The organism is Asticcacaulis sp. P2_C5, from assembly GCF_056404555.1.
The window spans coordinates 1-15,121 of record NZ_JBFUDU010000013.1 but is presented as its reverse complement, the minus strand read 5'-3'; the positions used below and the strand labels follow the sequence as shown (position 1 = coordinate 15,121).

The following is a 15,121-nucleotide window of genomic DNA, read 5'->3' as shown; positions in this document are numbered from 1 at the left end:
GACCTAGTGCAGATCAAAAAATGAGACTTGTAATAATTTAACCCGCGGGCAGCAGGCGCGAATAAACCGCGTGCTGTGGCGAGGTGGCAGCCAGGCGTTTGCGCCGTGTCACGTAGTCCGTGGGCGTTAGACCCGTCAGCTGTTTGAATTCTTTGTTGAAATGTGCCTGGTCGAAATACAGGAAATCCTGGGCCACGGAGGTCCATGACAAATGCCGCGTCAGGTCGATCGTCTCCAGCAGGGACTGCAGCCGGTACAGTCGCGCCAGCTTCTTGGGCGTTGTTCCGACGACACGGTTGAACAGGGTAATCAGATGCTTCTGGCTGACATCGGTCGCTTCACTCAACTTGCCGACCGGGATCAGGCCCCGGCTTGTGCTCAGGGCATTCAAGGCCGGCCGTATGCGATCTATCTCCGCAACACGACTGATACGGGCGGTCAATACGCGCTCCAACAGGGCAAAGCGCTCAACCGTTCCGCCAGCGTCGTAGAGCCGGTCGCGCAGTTCGGCAGCAAAGCTGCCCCAGATGGCGTCAAGCGGCACCAACTGGTTCGTCAGTTCACCGAGATCGACGCCCAGCACCGCATAGGCACCGCCGGGCAAGAAACTGACGCCGATAAAATCGGTATGATCGGGCCAGGTGACGGTATGGTATTCGTCCCACAGTCCCATGCACCAGCCTTCGGCATAGTTCTCCACCGGCCGTGCGTCCACGCCCCGCATCGCGCGTACCGCGCCGCCGAAATTGATTTTCAGATCGGCCACCGGCCCCGGCAAAACCTTTTCGTCCGGATAGGGCCGCGGGCCACGCGGACAATAGAAATATTTGACAAATCTATTAAGTGGAAAACTCGGTTTATGGACTTCGAACGTCATGACACCTCCGGGGGCCGCCCAGGCCCCTATTATGCCATACTGCGCGCGCTACCACCAGAGAAGAGCACATGTTAATCGATTGCGAAAGTCAGTATTTAAAATGTGACGTCGCGAAAATTGCTGAAAAGGTTAAATATTTACAATCTGCACCCCAAGCCATGACCTAGTTTCAGCGTCATGGCACTCCCGCGTTCCTTGTTACGCGCTGTGCTTCTCATTGATGCGTCACGGGTGCAGAAGGTTTCTCGCCCGACTGTACCCCTCTGACGTTCGAACCTCCCCTGGGGGCTGCCTCTTCGCAAGGGCAGCCCTCTTTTTTGGTTCCGCCTAGGGCTGTTTAGCTTAGGTCAGGATTTGGCTTTGTGGTCGTACATGTTGATCTTGACGCCGCTGCCCATGATCAGGTCGCCGGGCTTCATGTCGGCGGTGCAGGCGCCGAGATACTTGCCATCCATTGTCGAAACGGTCGGCTCGGCCATGGCCGGTTCGTAGGTCTGGGTGACGGTCTGATGATAGCTATCGTCACCGGTCATTTCCATATGCATCTGGTTGTTAACGGTCAGGCCTTCGGACGTGCACCTGGTCGTGACATCGATCACGCCGCCATTGCGCGACGCACTGACCGGTGCGCAGTCCATCTTGCCCGGATTGCTGGTTCCCATCTCGCCGAATTTCTTCGACAGACCTTCGTCCAGGCACATCTTAGTGACCATGCCCGATGTCATGCCCTTGACCGTGACAGTCGTCTGCCACAGTCCGGCCTTCAATCCCGGGCCGTTATCCAGAGCTGCCGTCACATCGGCAGCGGGTGCCGCGGCCGGGGCAACACCAGCCGAGGCGTTGTCCTGGGCGGCCGGTGGCGCTTTCGAGCAAGCGGCCAGGGCGAGAACGGAAACGGCAAGACTGATAGCGGAACGGATACGATTCATGGCGACCTCCACCCGCGCTCATTCGCGGTTTGGGCCGGAACATATGAGGTAAGGCGGCACTGTATCAATTGCCTATATAGGCGATGCCCCGCGCGCCTATTCGAAGACCTTTTCGACCGCGCCATCGATCATCTCGCCCTTATCGAGCCGTAACATCACATAGATGGACGTGTTAAGCGCCGGCAGAACGGCCATCACCGCCCACATGCAAAGGACATATGGGGCAGTCATAGCGTCTATCGCCATCGACACGGGGACGGCCCAGGCCCCGGCGAGTTGGAAACTGGTATATTCCAGCACGGCTCCCCCCTGGAAGAAGGCTCCATATACCGCCGCGTCGACAAGCAAGCACACCCAAAAAACGCGCCAGCGGTTGCCCTTCGTCAAAGCCTGCGAACGTACAAACGCGCCGATCATCCCAGGCGCGTCGTTGATAAACGCCGGCACGGCGACTGCGGACATCGCCATGAACACAAATCCTGGGACAATCATCACCGCTATACCGGCCATCGTCGCAAGCTGGACCAGAATTCCCAGGATCAGCACGGGTACCGCCAGGCGCGCGCTGTGGCGCAGGACAATGTCGATACGAACCGGCTCGTCGGCCGCAGTCAACAGCACGATCTGCGTAACCGCACACCAATGCAGCGACATGCATCCGCACGCGATCAGAAACGCCACCACGTCGAACAGGCCAATATTACTCCCCAAGACAGGCGATGGTATCCGGGACAGGCCGAAAGACACAAGCTCTTTGCCGCCCTGACTCAGAACCGTTACGGCCAAAAGCGGTATAAAGCCCTTCCGCATGTCCGACAGGCAGCGGCGGAAAACGTTCACCACCGTAAATTCCATAGCCCCCTCAGGACGTAAACTTGCCTGAAAAGCCTATTGCTTCGCGCCAAGGCTGGCAAGACGTTTACGTCTACTCCTTACGGCAGAAATATCTTCTGCGGGTTCATCAGCCCCTGCGGATCCAGCGCCTGTTTCAGGGCGCGCATGGACGCCACGGCGTCGGCGCCGTGTTCCTGGACGAGATAGTCGCGCTTGTTGAGCCCGATTCCATGCTCTCCAGTACAGGTGCCACCGCAGGCCAGGGCACGGTCGATCATCCGCTGGTAAACGGCTTCGGCGCGTTCGCGTTCGCCGGCGTCGTCCGGATCGAGGCAGAACAGGACGTGGAAATTGCCGTCGCCGACATGGCCGACGATCGGCGCCAGCAAACCTGCCTCGGCGATATCGGCATGGACCGCCAGCACGGCTTCATGCAGTTCCGACAAGGGCACGCAGACGTCGGACGACCACACCACGGCGCCCGGTTTCAAGGCTTTCGACGCGAAATAGGCCTGATGGCGCGCCTTCCACAACCGGCTGCGATCCTCCGGGGCCGACGCCCAGGCAAAGCCCCGGCCGCCATGCTCCGCAGCGATCTCCGCCGCCCGCGCTGCCTGCTCGGCGACACCGGCGTCCGAACCGTGGAACTCGAGAAACAGGTGCGGCATCTCGGGCAGGCCCAACTGCGAAAAAGCATTGCACGCCCTGACCTGCATGGCGTCGAGAAACTCCATCCGCGCCACCGGTATGCCACACAACATGATGTCCTGAACGGTCTCAATCGCTCCGCCGACCGACTCGACGGCGCAGGTTGCAGCCCCCACAGCTTCGGGCAGGCCATACAGTTTCAGGCGTACCTCGGTGATGATGCCCAGCGTGCCCTCCGAGCCAACATAGAGATGCGTCAGGTCGTAGCCCGCCGACGACTTGCGGGCGCGGCCTCCCGTGCGGATGACGACACCGTCGGGCCGCACCACGGTCAGGCCCAGGACATTGTGCGCCATGGTGCCGTAACGCACGGCGTTGGTGCCGGAAGCCCGCGTCGCCGCCATCCCGCCCAGGCTGGCATTGGCGCCCGGATCGATCGGGAAGAACAGGCCTTGGTGGCGCAGGTCGTGATTGAGCGCCTCACGCGTCACGCCGGCTTCGACCAGGCAGTCCATGTTTTCAGCGCTGACATCGACAATCCGGTCCATCCGCGCCAGATTGATCGCCAGTCCGCCCGACGGCGCCGTGATATGGCCTTCCAACGATGTCCCAGCTCCGCTGGTGATCATCGGTACATTGTGGCGCGCACAGATCGCCACCACGGCCGCCACCTCCTCCGTGGTCAGTGGAAAGGCGACGGCATCGGGCGGATAGGCCTCCGGAAAGGCCTCGCCCGAGGCATATTGCGCCCGCACCGCCTCGGCGACCGACAACCGCTCGCCCAGCAGGGCCCGTAAGTCGGCAATCGCTACGGGCGGAATGGCGGACCCGGAAGGTCTCAGGATCGTATGGGATAAGGGAGTCATGTGCCGAACCTATACGACGCTGCGCACGGCTTCAATCCGCCTCTTCCCTTGCACCCGTTGAAGGGTTACGAAGTATTCGGGGCGGCATTGGGGATGGTTCAGGGAAGCATTGCATGCGCTTCAGCGAAAAATGTTCGTGGCTGGTTCTGGCAGCCTGTTTGGCCCTCACCTCTCCGGTGCTGGCGCAAACCACCACGCACGACCGCGTCACCGCCGCCTATAATGCCGATCCCTCGATCATCTATCTGCCCGATGGCCTCGACCGCTTGAAACAGCTCAATGATGAGGTCAAGGCCGCCAAGGACGCCACGCCCGACGATCGCGCCACGGCCGCCCTGCTCTACGCCCAGGCCTTGTATGAGAAGAACGACTCCAAGACCGCGCTCGCCGTCGTCACGGCGGCCATCGATCAACTCACCGCCGTCCAGGGCGACGACAGTGCGCGCATGGGCGAAATGCTGCGCGACCAGAGCATCTATATGGTGGCCGAAGGCGATATCGAGGCTGCCCTGGTCGTCAAGCAGCGCGCCCTGGCCCTGGTCAAGAAATACAAGGGCGACAACAGCCCGGAAGCCGGCACCATCCTCTGTTCGATGGCCCATGCCTACGGCCTGCTCGGCCGTCTCGGCGACGCCTTGACCGCCTACGAGGCCGGCCTTGCCCTGATGAGCGCCGACCACGACGCCGGCGGCAAATACGCCGATCCGGGCGGCTATTCGGCCTATCTCGGCAACTATGCCGGCCAGCTGCGCCTGGCGGGCGATCCGCAAAAATCCCTGGTCTACAGCCGCCAGGCCCTGGAAGTCGCCTACCAGATGCCGGAAGGCGACCGCGCCGTCAGTTGGGGCATGTTCAATATCGCATCCAGCCTGCTCGACATGGGCCGTAATGCCGAGGCCGAAGCCCTGTACCGCCAGGCGCTCGACTACACCGTCAGATACGGCGGCAAGGTGACCTATGAGACCGGCAGCTACAGCTACAACCTGGCCCGCGCCCTGATCCGCCAGGGCAAGTACGAAGAAGGCGAGGCCCTGCTGCTCAACGCCGTCGATATCCTCAACCAGGTCCAGACCAAGTCCAGCCCCTACCTGCTGGGTGTGGTGTGGAACGTGCTGGGCCAGGTCGCCTACGAACAGGGCGACATCGCGCTGGCCGAAAGCCGCGAGACCCAGAGCCTGGCGATCCTTGGCAAGTTGGGTACGCGCGCCGAAGGACAGAAGGCCAATGCCGAGACCGACCTCGCCACCGCCTTGCTGGCTCGCGGGGCCTTGGCCGAGGCCCTCATCCATGTCGATGCCGCCCTGGTCTTCTACCAGCGTGAAAAGCCGCCTTACGAAAAAAGCCGGGTCAGCGCCGAGATGCTGCGCGCCCTGATCCTGGCGCGCCAGGGCCAGACCGCCCAGGCCTTCCTTGAGGCCACGCGTACGCGCGACGCCATGCACGCCCACTTCCTCAGCCCGGCGGTGACGCGCGCCGAACAGGCCGATATCGCGCTCAATTACGACCTTAGCTTCACCCGCCTTGCCGATATCGCCCTGGCCGCCAACCAGCCGGAAGCCGCCTTCGAAGCCGCCCAGCTGGCGGCCTTTACGGAGGTCGCCGCCACCTCCCAGGCCCTGGCCGGACGCGCTGCCATCGCCGACCCCGAGGCCGCCGGCCTGCTCCAGCAACTCGATCTCCTGCGCGAAAAGCGCGAGACCCTCGACCGCGCGCGATCGTTTGCGCTCGGCAAATCGGCCGATGAGGTCAAGCGCCTCGACGCCGAAATCGCCACGGCCGACATCACACTCGACAAGGTCGCCGCGGACCTGGCCACCGTCTTTCCAAGATACGGTGACCTGCGCGCGCCGCGCACCCAGACCCTGGCAGCCGTACAAGGCAGCCTGAGGCCCGATCAGGCGCTGGTCATTCCGCTGGCCGGCGACGACGGCACCCTCACCATGGTTGTGACGCGCGACGGCCTGACGACGGACCGCAGCCCGCTGATCCGCGTCGCCGTCAGCCACGACGTTCGGCGGATACGCGCCGGCATCGACACCGCCAACCCTGGCGCGACACCCGCCTTCGACCGCGCCCCAGCGTGGGAACTGGGCCATGCCTTCTTTTCGCCGGCCATCCAGGCGGCGCTGAAAGGACGCAAAGATCTCCAGGTCTTGGGCGCCGGGCCAATCATGACCTTGCCGTTTGGTCTTCTGATCCTGGCCCCGCCGCAGGGCGCCGACAAAGATCCAAAGGTACAGCGTGACACGGCCTGGCTGATCAAATCCTACGCCGTATCGGTCAGGCCCGGCCTCGTCCCCGCCGCCGCCCGTTCACCGCGGCACAACGCTGGTGGCTTTGCCGGCATAGGCGCCCCGCTTCTTGACGCCCAGACCGTCGGGGCGGCCTCTTCCGGAGATTTGGCTGCAGGCGACATGACACGCGGTGCGGTCATGCCCCTGCCCGCCCTGCCCCAGGCCGAGACTGAGCTGAAGGCGATGGACAAGGCGTTGAGCCTGCCCAAAAGCCTGCTAATGACCGGCTCAATGGCGACCGAAGCTCAGGTCAAGGCGGCGTCCCTGGAACCGTATTCGGTGATTGCCTTTGCCACCCATGGCCTTGTCAGCGGCGACCTCCAGGCCCTGCGCGAACCGGCCCTGGTCATGACCGCACCGGCAAAGATCATGGGCGAGGACGATGGGCTTCTGACCGCCAGCGAGATTGCCGGTCTTCATCTCGACGCCGACTGGGTCATACTGTCGGCCTGCAATACGGGCTCGGGTCGCGAGATCGGCGGCGCCGGCTATTCCGGCCTGGCGCGCGCCTTCCTGCAGGCGGGCGCACGTAATGTGCTGGTCTCGTTGTGGCCGGTCCGCGACGACGTGGCGGCCCTGCTCGGCGTAGCGACGGTGCGCGGCTATGCCCATGGTCAGTCCGAAGCCGTGGCGCTGCAAAAGGCGACGCTCAAATTGCTCTACGACCCGCACGTCCCGGGCGCCTCCAACCCGGCCATCTGGGCCCCCTTCTCCCTGGTCACGCAGTAATATGTCAATCCGCCCGTTACAGTCTTCCGACCTCGACCTGATCTGCCGCCACCGCCACGAGATGTTCCGCGAAGCGGGACGTTCGGACACAGCCTTGACAGCCATGGCTGAGCCTTTCCGCGCCTGGCTCGAACCGCGCCTGCACGATGGCCGTTATTTCGGCTTTATCGCCGAACGGGACGGCGCGGCCATTGGCGGAATCGGCCTGATGGAGATCGACTGGCCACCACATCCTTCGCATCCGCTGGACGACCGGCGTGGTTACGTCCTGAACGTCTATGTCGAACCGGGCCACCGTGGCCGCGGCGTCGCCCGCCGTCTCATGGCGGAGGCTGATGCCGAATTCGCCCGTCGTGGTATCGCCTATGTCGTCCTGCACGCCACCGATGCCGGCCGCCCGGTTTACGAAGCCAGCGGCTGGGCCGCCTCATCCGAAATGGCCAAATCCCTGGCGGATTAAATCTCCCAGTGAAGCTGTGATAGTACCCGCGGGGCCGCTTTCACTGCGACGCGTCTTGCAACTCCGTCGCCGGCTGACCGGCCTGAGAGATCGCGGCGGAGATATCTGCTGCCGCCCGGTCGAGATGCGCCTCCGTATGCCGTGACATCAGTTGGCAGCGGAACCGTGCAGCACCGAGCCCGACCGCCGGAAACTCCACCAGATTGGCGAAGGTTCCACTTTCGGCCAGTGCCTTGCTGGCCCGCCGCGCCAGAGATTCACGTCCCAGCATGACCGGCACGATGGCTGACGGTCCACCCAGCACGGTCAAACCGTGCTCCGTCAGGCGCTCGCGGAAATAGACCGAGCGGTTCATCAGCGTCTGACGGCGCGTCTCTCCGGCCGGTGAAGCCACGATCTCAATCGCTTTTGCCACCACCGCGCACTGGATGGGTGACAAGGCATTGGAGAATGTGTGCGGACCGGCGAACCACTGCAGATATTGCTTCACACGCCGGTCATTGGTGGCAATGAAGCCACCGTTTGAAGCAAATGTCTTCGAAAACGCGCCGATGACAATATCGACCTTGCCCTGCAACCCCTGTATACCAATCTGCCCCGTGCCGCCGGGGCCTATGCAGCCGAGATCGTGCGCTACGTCGACCAGCAAGGTCGCGCCATGGTCACGACAGGCCGCCTGCAATTCCACCAGATCCGGCGAATCCGAATCCATCGAAAACAGGCCCTCCGTCACCACCAGTATGGCGTTGTCGCGGTCATGCATCCGAATTTCAGCCAGAATCTGGCGTGCATGTTCCCCATCGAGATGGCGGAAGCGATGGATCTTGCGCGTCGCGGCCGCAGCCCCCTCCTGCAGGCAGGCGTGCGACAATTGATCCATGACGATATGGTCGTCCTCGCGCACCAGACCACGTACAACGCCATAACCCGCGCCCCAGCCCGTGGGAAACAACAGTACATGCCGCATGTCGGTCAGCCGGCCCACGGCAGCCTCCAGTCGTAACGAGAGCGGATTGTTGCCCAGCAGCATGGCTGACCCGGCACTATGGACGCCGAATTCGAAGACGGCCGCCCGCGCCGCTTCCTTGATATGGGGATGGGTCGACAACGCCAAATAGTCCTGCACCGCCAGATTGATGCCGTTGACCGCCGCCATTCCCGTATAGGCGATACCGGCCACCGGGTCAGCGCCGGTTTGCAAGGTTCGCGCGTAGGGCCAGTAGCCCTGATCGATACGCGCCGTAATCCAGTCGGCATAAGGCGCCAGCCGTTCAGTCAGGGATGGTCCCTTGGGCACCGCGAAATGCGCATTGCTCTTGTGAAGCGGATCGAAAATACGGTCATGGGGCATCGATCGTCATCCTGCGAAATCTGTCGTATGCAGGCGTACGCAGCCCCCGTCCGGAGCGCATCCGTCATTTGAAGGATGACCGAAACTTTGCTGCGCCCAAACCTTTACAGGAGTCTGGGCAGACTAGCCAGCAAAGCCGCCAGTTGCGACTGCCGCGCCGTACCGGTCTTGTGCAGCAGCGACGACAGCTGGCTGCGTACCGTGCTCATCCGCACGCCGCGATTGGCCGCAAAATCTTCGGGTCGATCGCCGCGTGCCATGGCTTCGGCCAGCGCCGTTTCAGCGCCGGACAGACCGTAGATCCGGGCGGCGAGTTCACCGAGGGATGCCCGCCGGTCCGAAGTTTCGATGATCACCAGGGCCAGACCGGGCTGCGGCATGGGCGTCACCACGATGCGTAACGCAGCCATGCCCGGCGCGCGCTCAACCCGCATGCCGCCCGCCCGCGCCGGTCTATCGACCGTCGCCTGGCAGATCAACTGGGCCAGGTTCTTGTCGTCGCCGGGCAGGACAGCGCTCAACCGACCAAACGGGGCACATAACCCGTCACGGGCACGAAACAGCACCTCGGCGGCGATATTGCTCAGGGTGATACGGCGATCGGCACGGACGATCACAGCAGCGAAGTCGAACCGGTCCAGCGCGCCCTTGGCCATGTCGGCGCGCATTTCAGCCGAGCGCAGCCGTGCCCGCAGCCTGTGCAATCGAGCGATGTCCGGAAGCAGGCTCTGAATCAGTTCGGTTTCGGGATCACCGAACACACCCTGACTGTGTGCCCGGTGGATTCCAAAGGTGACATAGCCTTCGGGCGTCGATATGACCGTGCCCAGGCAGTGGGCGGTATCGTCGCCGTGCGCGCGATAAAATTCGTTATAGATGCGCGAACGGGCGTGCTGCTCGTAAGGCACGAAGGCGTCCATATTCTGCACGCGGTTCAGGCTCAGGGTTTGGCCGGCTCGCAGCCACAGGTCGTCGGCCATGAATTCGCGCACATAATCGACATGCATGTCGGCGGTGAAATGGTTCCACACGAAATCGAAATGCATCCAATCACGCGACATGAATTGGATGGTGCACGACCGGCTGTCGATCAATCCGGACAGTATGTCGGGCAGGCTGCCCAGGGCTTCGTCGTCGAAGCCGGCATCACCGATGCGCGCGATTACAGCTGAGGCTTTGTTGTCCGGCACCTTATTCCCCCACAGAGGCCAGTCAACCGTATCCCACGTGGTGGAGTCAAGGCGAAGGACGGCACTTTCGCCAGCTACCAGACCATGTGGCTTTGCACATCGGCCAGCAATGCGCCCATGATCGTCACCATGTTCCCCCCACCCAGGTCGACAACCGTATCGCCGCCGACCTGACTGACGGTAATACCGGCGCCATTGACGACGCCGTGGGCCAGGGCGTGGACATTGATCTTGTCGTTCTGCGCGGCTGAGAAATCGGTCACCGAATCCTGGCCGGCATCGGCTTCGAAGACAAACTGATCCGCGCCCAGCCCACCGGTCAGGCTGTCATTACCCAGCCGGCCTTTCAGGATATTGGCGCCGTCATTACCGACAATTGTGTTGGCCAGGTCGTTGCCGCCACCGACGAGATTGGCTGTCCCCGTCAGGATCAGGCTTTCGATATAGAAGCCGAGGTTAAAGCTGATCGAAGCCTGTACAAGGTCGTTGCCGCCGGCGTCGGTGCCACCCAGCACTTCGGAGGCGCCTGTCCCGGCGGTGTCGATAACATAGGTATCGTCACCACCACGGCCATATAGTTTGTCGATGCCGCCAATGCCGTCGAGCACATTGGCCCCTGCATTGCCGTAGATGGTGTTGGCCAGGGCGTTGCCGGTGCCGTTGATGGCGCCCGAGCCGGCCAGGGTCAGGTTTTCGACATTGTCGCCCAAAACGAACGACACCGCCGACTGGACCGTGTCGGTGCCGGCATTGAGGCCTTCGACGACGATATCGCCGAGATTGTCCACGACATAAATGTCGTGGCCAGCGCCACCTGCCAGGGAGTCGGCGCCCGATCCGCCGTTTAGCGTGTTGTTGCCGCTATTGCCGTTGAGCACATTGGCCGAGGCATTACCCGCCGCATTGATATGCTGCGCTCCAGTCAGTGTCAGGGTCTCGATCGACTGGGCGTTGGTCAGGGCAATCGTCACCGACGACAGCAGGCTATCCGCGCCCTGATTGTTCAGTTCGGTGAAGATATCGCCGGCATTGTCGATGACATAGGTGTCGTTACCCATACCCCCGATCAGCGTGTCCGCGCCGCCGCCGCCGTCGAGCCGGTCATTGCCGCCCAGTCCGGTCAGGCTGTTATTGCCGAAATTGCCGGTCAGGCTGTTGTCGGACGCATTGCCGGTGCCGTTCAAAGCCGCCGTTCCCGTCAGGATCAGATTTTCCAACTCGGCCGTCAAGGTGGTGGTAATTACGGCCTGGACCGTGTCGATCCCCTGTGCGGCAGTTTCCACGATCAAGTCACTGGCATTGTCAATGACGTAGCTATCGTCGCCCAGCCCGCCCGTCAGGGTGTCCGCGCCGACGCCGCCATCCAGCCGGTTGTTGCCGGTATTGCCGTTCAGCGCATTGTTGACCGTATTGCCCTTGGCGTCGATATTGGCCGAACCCGTCAGGGTCAGCACCTCGATATAGGTCCCGCCCAAAGCATAGGTCACACTCGACAGGATGGTATCATAGCCCCGGCCGTTCGATTCATTGACCACGTCCGCGGCATTGTCGACCACGAAGGTGTCGTCGCCGATGTCGCCGGCCATGGTGTCGGCGCCCGTTCCACCATCAATATAGTCGTTGCCACCCCAGCCATTCAGGATATTGGCGGCGCCATTGCCGGCGATCACATTGGCAAGTTCGTTGCCGTATCCGTTGGTCGCCGTACCGGTCAGGGTCAGGTTTTCGAGATTGCCCCCCAAGGTCCAGTTGGCGCTGCTCAGGACCGTGTCGACGCCTTCATTGGCGGCTTCGATTGCCTGGTCACTAACGCTGTCGACAACAAAGGTATCGTTGCCCAAGCCGCCATACAGGGTATCGTCGCTCCCCCCGCCATCCAGCCGATCGTCTCCGCCAAAGCCGTACAGGCTGTTGGACCCATAGAGGGAATTGGGACCATCGTTACCGGTGATCGCGTTGTTCAGGTCGTTACCCGAACCCGTCACGGTGTCGCTGCCGGTCAGCACCAGGTTTTCGACATTCGCGCCCAGCGTATAGTTTACCGACGCGTAGACCGTGTCGGTGCCCGCGCCGACGGACTCGACCACCACATCGCCGGTGGAATCGACATAGTAGCTGTCATCGCCATCGCCACCGGTCAGGGTATCGTTGCCAACGCCACCATCAAGCGCGTCATTGCCGCTGTCACCTTCCAGCCTGTTCGACGCACCATCGCCTGCGAAACTGTCATTGCCTGTGCCGCCGTGAATATTTTCCACGCCGGATATGGTCAGCAGGTTGAAGCCGGTCTCTTGCTGTTCCATCAGCCTCAGGTCGACCGTCAGATTGACGCTTAGCTTGGTATAGAGCAGCCAGTCCGAGCCGCTGCCGCCATCAAACACATCGTCCCCGTCGCCGATGATGTCCACCGGCGCCGTCGAACCATAAACCAACATGTCGTCGCCCGTCCCGCCGACAAAGGTCTCTGCTTCGAAGCTCGTATTATAGAGAATGTCGTTGCCGTCTCCGCCATCGATATAGTTGGCGCCGCTGCCGCCCGAAATGCGGTCATCACCGCCCAGGCCGTAATAGGTGTCGTCGCCACCGACGCCGTCAGCCGGTGCCAGGTCGAACAGCCGATCATTGCCTTGGGTTCCCGAAATCTGATCGGAAAAGACTGTACCGAAGATGCCGATTTCCTCGAAATTGGAATAGGTTCCACCCGAAGCAGCGGCCAGTGTCGCGTAAGCATCACCGGTCGACAGGTCGAGATTAAGCGCCGAGCCCAGGCCGAAGAAGGACATGAACACGCGATCGACCTGACCATTCGGCTGGCTACCGCCATCGGCGATGTCGCCCAGGCCGACATAGAGAACGTCACCGCCTGTGCCCCCGATCAAGGTGTCGACGGCGAAGTCCTCCGCCGCCAGTCCCACCAACTGGTTGGCGCCATTCCACAGACTGCCCCCGCCGCCGCCGGCTTCCAGACGGTCGGCGCCGAGACCGCCATAAACGGTATCGAAACCATTGCCGCCACGAATGAGGTCGTCTCCGATCAACCCGTTGAGCACATCATTGCCATTGCCGCCGGTCAGGGTCACGGCCTCGATGCTGGTCGCCAGGCGCGTCAGCTGTCCGGAGGCCGTCAGGACATATTGCCCGAATTCATCGAGCGTGGCGGTCAGACCGGTTGCAAGCGCGCTCAAATCGGCCATCAGCCGGTCCGTCCCGTCACCGCCATCGATCGTGTCGACGTCAGGCCCTATGTCGAGAGTGTCGTCGCCGTCACCGCCCGAAAGGACATCATTGCCGACACCACCGGCTAGGCTGTCGTCGCCCGCCCCTCCGAAGAGACTGTCATCACCCAGGCCACCATCCAGGGTGTCACCACCCGGCCCTCCATCCAGAGTGTCGTTGCCATCACCGCCATTTAGCGCGTTGTTACCACTGTTGCCGGCGATTAGATTGCTCAGCGTGTTACCGGTACCGTTGATGTTTGCGCCGCCGGTCAGGGTTAAATTTTCCACATTTTGCGCCAGGCTATAGCTGACTGAGGCCGATACTGTGTCAATGCCCGAATCCGCGCTTTCGGTTACAACGTCGCTGGCATTATCGGTGACATAGGTATCGTTGCCGACCCCGCCGGCCAGGGTATCCTTGCCCAACCCGCCATCCATGTTGTCGTTGCCGTCCAGGCCGTTAAGCTTGTTGTCACCGTCATTGCCGGTGATGACATTGTCCAGCGTATTGCCGGTGCCGTTCAGGTTGGCGCTACCCGACAAGATAAGATTTTCTACGAAGGAACCGACGAAAAGTGTGTAACTGACCGACGCGATCACCGTGTCATTGCCCTGGCCTTCACCTTCCTGCGTTTGGTCCTGGACATTATCGACCATAAAGGTGTCGTCGCCGTACTGGCCGTACATACCGTCGGCGCCTGCAGCACCGTCGAGAACATTGTTGCCATTATTACCGTCGACGACGTTGTTGGCGGCATTGCCCGTGCCATTGAGATTCGACGAGCCAATGAGATCGAGATATTCGAGATTGGCGCCCAGAACGTAACTGATCGTCGTGGTGACCGTATCATAGCCTTCCGCGGCGTTCTCGATTACCACATCACCGGAACTGTCGACAAAATACTGGTCGCCGCCAAGGCCGGCCGCCATGGTGTCGTCCCCGGCGAGGCCATTGAGCACATCATTGCTGCCGGTACCGGTCAGGCTGTCATTGCCCGAGGTGCCGTTGACATTTGCAGTCCCCGGACCGGTCGCTGCCAATATATCGGGCGCATGCGGCGTGTCACGAAGTGCAGATTTCAGCATAGGTTTCCCCCGGTTTTCATCGCCGACCGGCGGTCGATCGATATTCATGATGACATGCCCCGTCCGTCAGTCTGGCATAGCTGACGGTATTTTCAACCCTCAGGCCTGCGTCTGGCGGAATTGTGATGTGGGCACGATTCAAGACCAATCCGGCGCTAGTGCGTCTACCAGAGGATATGGCTGAGAAAGTTGTTGTCGGTGGGGATGATATTGAGCACCAATATGGTATTGCCGCCGCCGAGATTGATCAGTGTATTGCTGCCCTGAGCCGTCAATGTGACGCCGCCGCCATTGACCACGCCGTTGCTATAGGCGTGGATGTTGACGAGGTCGTTCTGGCTGGATTTGAAGTCGTTGATAACGTCTTGCGCGCTGCCTAAGCCGAAAAAGAACGTGTCGGCGCCGGAACCGCCGATCAGTGTATCCTTGCCCGCGCCACCGGTCAGTATATCCGCGCCGTTGCCGCCATCCAGTCGGTTATTACCGCTGTTGCCAGCAATTGAGTTGGCAATATTGTTACCGGTCGCATTGATATTGGCGGCGCCGGTCAGGTTGAAGATTTCGATATAGGCCGAAGCCCCCAGGGCGTAGCTCACCGAGGCATGGACAGTGTCACCCGTGCCGCCTGTGCTGACGTCG

At 61.8% G+C, this 15,121-nt stretch carries 10 protein-coding genes; 2 read left to right on the top strand and 8 right to left on the bottom strand.

What is annotated here, in order from left to right; genetic code table 11:
* Positions 1-37 precede the first annotated feature (37 nt).
* The 4 genes from AC1DXO_RS20610 to AC1DXO_RS20595 all read right to left on the bottom strand — a co-directional run bounded on the left by AC1DXO_RS20610 (position 38) and on the right by AC1DXO_RS20595 (position 4,154).
* On the bottom strand, positions 38-877 hold the full coding sequence (locus tag AC1DXO_RS20610; RefSeq protein ID WP_476980071.1) for a helix-turn-helix domain-containing protein: 840 nt from the start codon (positions 875-877) through the stop codon (positions 38-40).
* A gap of 347 nt (positions 878-1,224) precedes the next feature.
* Positions 1,225-1,806, bottom strand: coding sequence for a DUF3617 domain-containing protein (locus tag AC1DXO_RS20605; RefSeq protein ID WP_476980070.1), 582 nt, complete (start codon positions 1,804-1,806; stop codon positions 1,225-1,227).
* A 96-nt stretch (positions 1,807-1,902) separates the two neighbouring features.
* Positions 1,903-2,661: a hypothetical protein gene (locus tag AC1DXO_RS20600; protein WP_476980069.1), complete on the bottom strand. Its 759-nt coding sequence runs from the start codon at positions 2,659-2,661 to the stop codon at positions 1,903-1,905.
* Positions 2,662-2,738: 77 nt separating this feature from the next.
* Complete coding sequence (locus AC1DXO_RS20595; RefSeq protein WP_476980068.1) at positions 2,739-4,154, bottom strand: FAD-binding oxidoreductase; 1,416 nt, start codon at positions 4,152-4,154, stop codon at positions 2,739-2,741.
* 113 nt (positions 4,155-4,267) lie between these two features.
* Between AC1DXO_RS20595 and AC1DXO_RS20590 the strand changes: the two genes are divergently transcribed.
* Both AC1DXO_RS20590 and AC1DXO_RS20585 read left to right on the top strand, forming a co-directional pair.
* Positions 4,268-7,177: a CHAT domain-containing tetratricopeptide repeat protein gene (locus AC1DXO_RS20590; protein WP_476980067.1), complete on the top strand. Its 2,910-nt coding sequence runs from the start codon at positions 4,268-4,270 to the stop codon at positions 7,175-7,177.
* 1 nt (position 7,178) lies between these two features.
* Positions 7,179-7,637, top strand: a complete 459-nt coding sequence (locus AC1DXO_RS20585) for a GNAT family N-acetyltransferase (RefSeq protein WP_476980066.1) — start codon at positions 7,179-7,181, stop codon at positions 7,635-7,637.
* Between the two features lie 40 nt (positions 7,638-7,677).
* On the opposite strand, the gene AC1DXO_RS20580 is transcribed toward AC1DXO_RS20585, so the two are convergent.
* The 4 genes from AC1DXO_RS20580 to AC1DXO_RS20565 form a co-directional block, all read right to left on the bottom strand.
* Positions 7,678-8,988 (bottom strand): aminotransferase class I/II-fold pyridoxal phosphate-dependent enzyme, encoded by a 1,311-nt coding sequence (locus AC1DXO_RS20580; protein WP_476980065.1) that lies wholly within the window; start codon positions 8,986-8,988, stop codon positions 7,678-7,680.
* 104 nt (positions 8,989-9,092) lie between these two features.
* Positions 9,093-10,178 (bottom strand): helix-turn-helix transcriptional regulator, encoded by a 1,086-nt coding sequence (locus AC1DXO_RS20575; RefSeq protein ID WP_476980064.1) that lies wholly within the window; start codon positions 10,176-10,178, stop codon positions 9,093-9,095.
* A gap of 74 nt (positions 10,179-10,252) precedes the next feature.
* Positions 10,253-14,482 (bottom strand): beta strand repeat-containing protein, encoded by a 4,230-nt coding sequence (locus AC1DXO_RS20570; RefSeq protein ID WP_476980063.1) that lies wholly within the window; start codon positions 14,480-14,482, stop codon positions 10,253-10,255.
* A gap of 164 nt (positions 14,483-14,646) precedes the next feature.
* On the bottom strand, positions 14,647-15,121 hold a 475-nt coding region (locus tag AC1DXO_RS20565; RefSeq protein ID WP_476980062.1), incomplete at its 5' end, for a calcium-binding protein.

Bases quoted from the DNA above. Each gene is read 5' to 3' on its own strand.
- AC1DXO_RS20610 (WP_476980071.1), bottom strand. From the start codon at position 877: ATGACGTTCGAAGTCCATAAACCGAGTTTTCCACTTAATAGATTTGTC.
- AC1DXO_RS20605 (WP_476980070.1), bottom strand. From the start codon at position 1,806: ATGAATCGTATCCGTTCCGCTATCAGTCTTGCCGTTTCCGTTCTCGCC.
- AC1DXO_RS20600 (WP_476980069.1), bottom strand. From the start codon at position 2,661: ATGGAATTTACGGTGGTGAACGTTTTCCGCCGCTGCCTGTCGGACATG.
- AC1DXO_RS20595 (WP_476980068.1), bottom strand. From the start codon at position 4,154: ATGACTCCCTTATCCCATACGATCCTGAGACCTTCCGGGTCCGCCATT.
- AC1DXO_RS20590 (WP_476980067.1), top strand. From the start codon at position 4,268: ATGCGCTTCAGCGAAAAATGTTCGTGGCTGGTTCTGGCAGCCTGTTTG.
- AC1DXO_RS20585 (WP_476980066.1), top strand. From the start codon at position 7,179: ATGTCAATCCGCCCGTTACAGTCTTCCGACCTCGACCTGATCTGCCGC.
- AC1DXO_RS20580 (WP_476980065.1), bottom strand. From the start codon at position 8,988: ATGCCCCATGACCGTATTTTCGATCCGCTTCACAAGAGCAATGCGCAT.
- AC1DXO_RS20570 (WP_476980063.1), bottom strand. From the start codon at position 14,482: ATGCTGAAATCTGCACTTCGTGACACGCCGCATGCGCCCGATATATTG.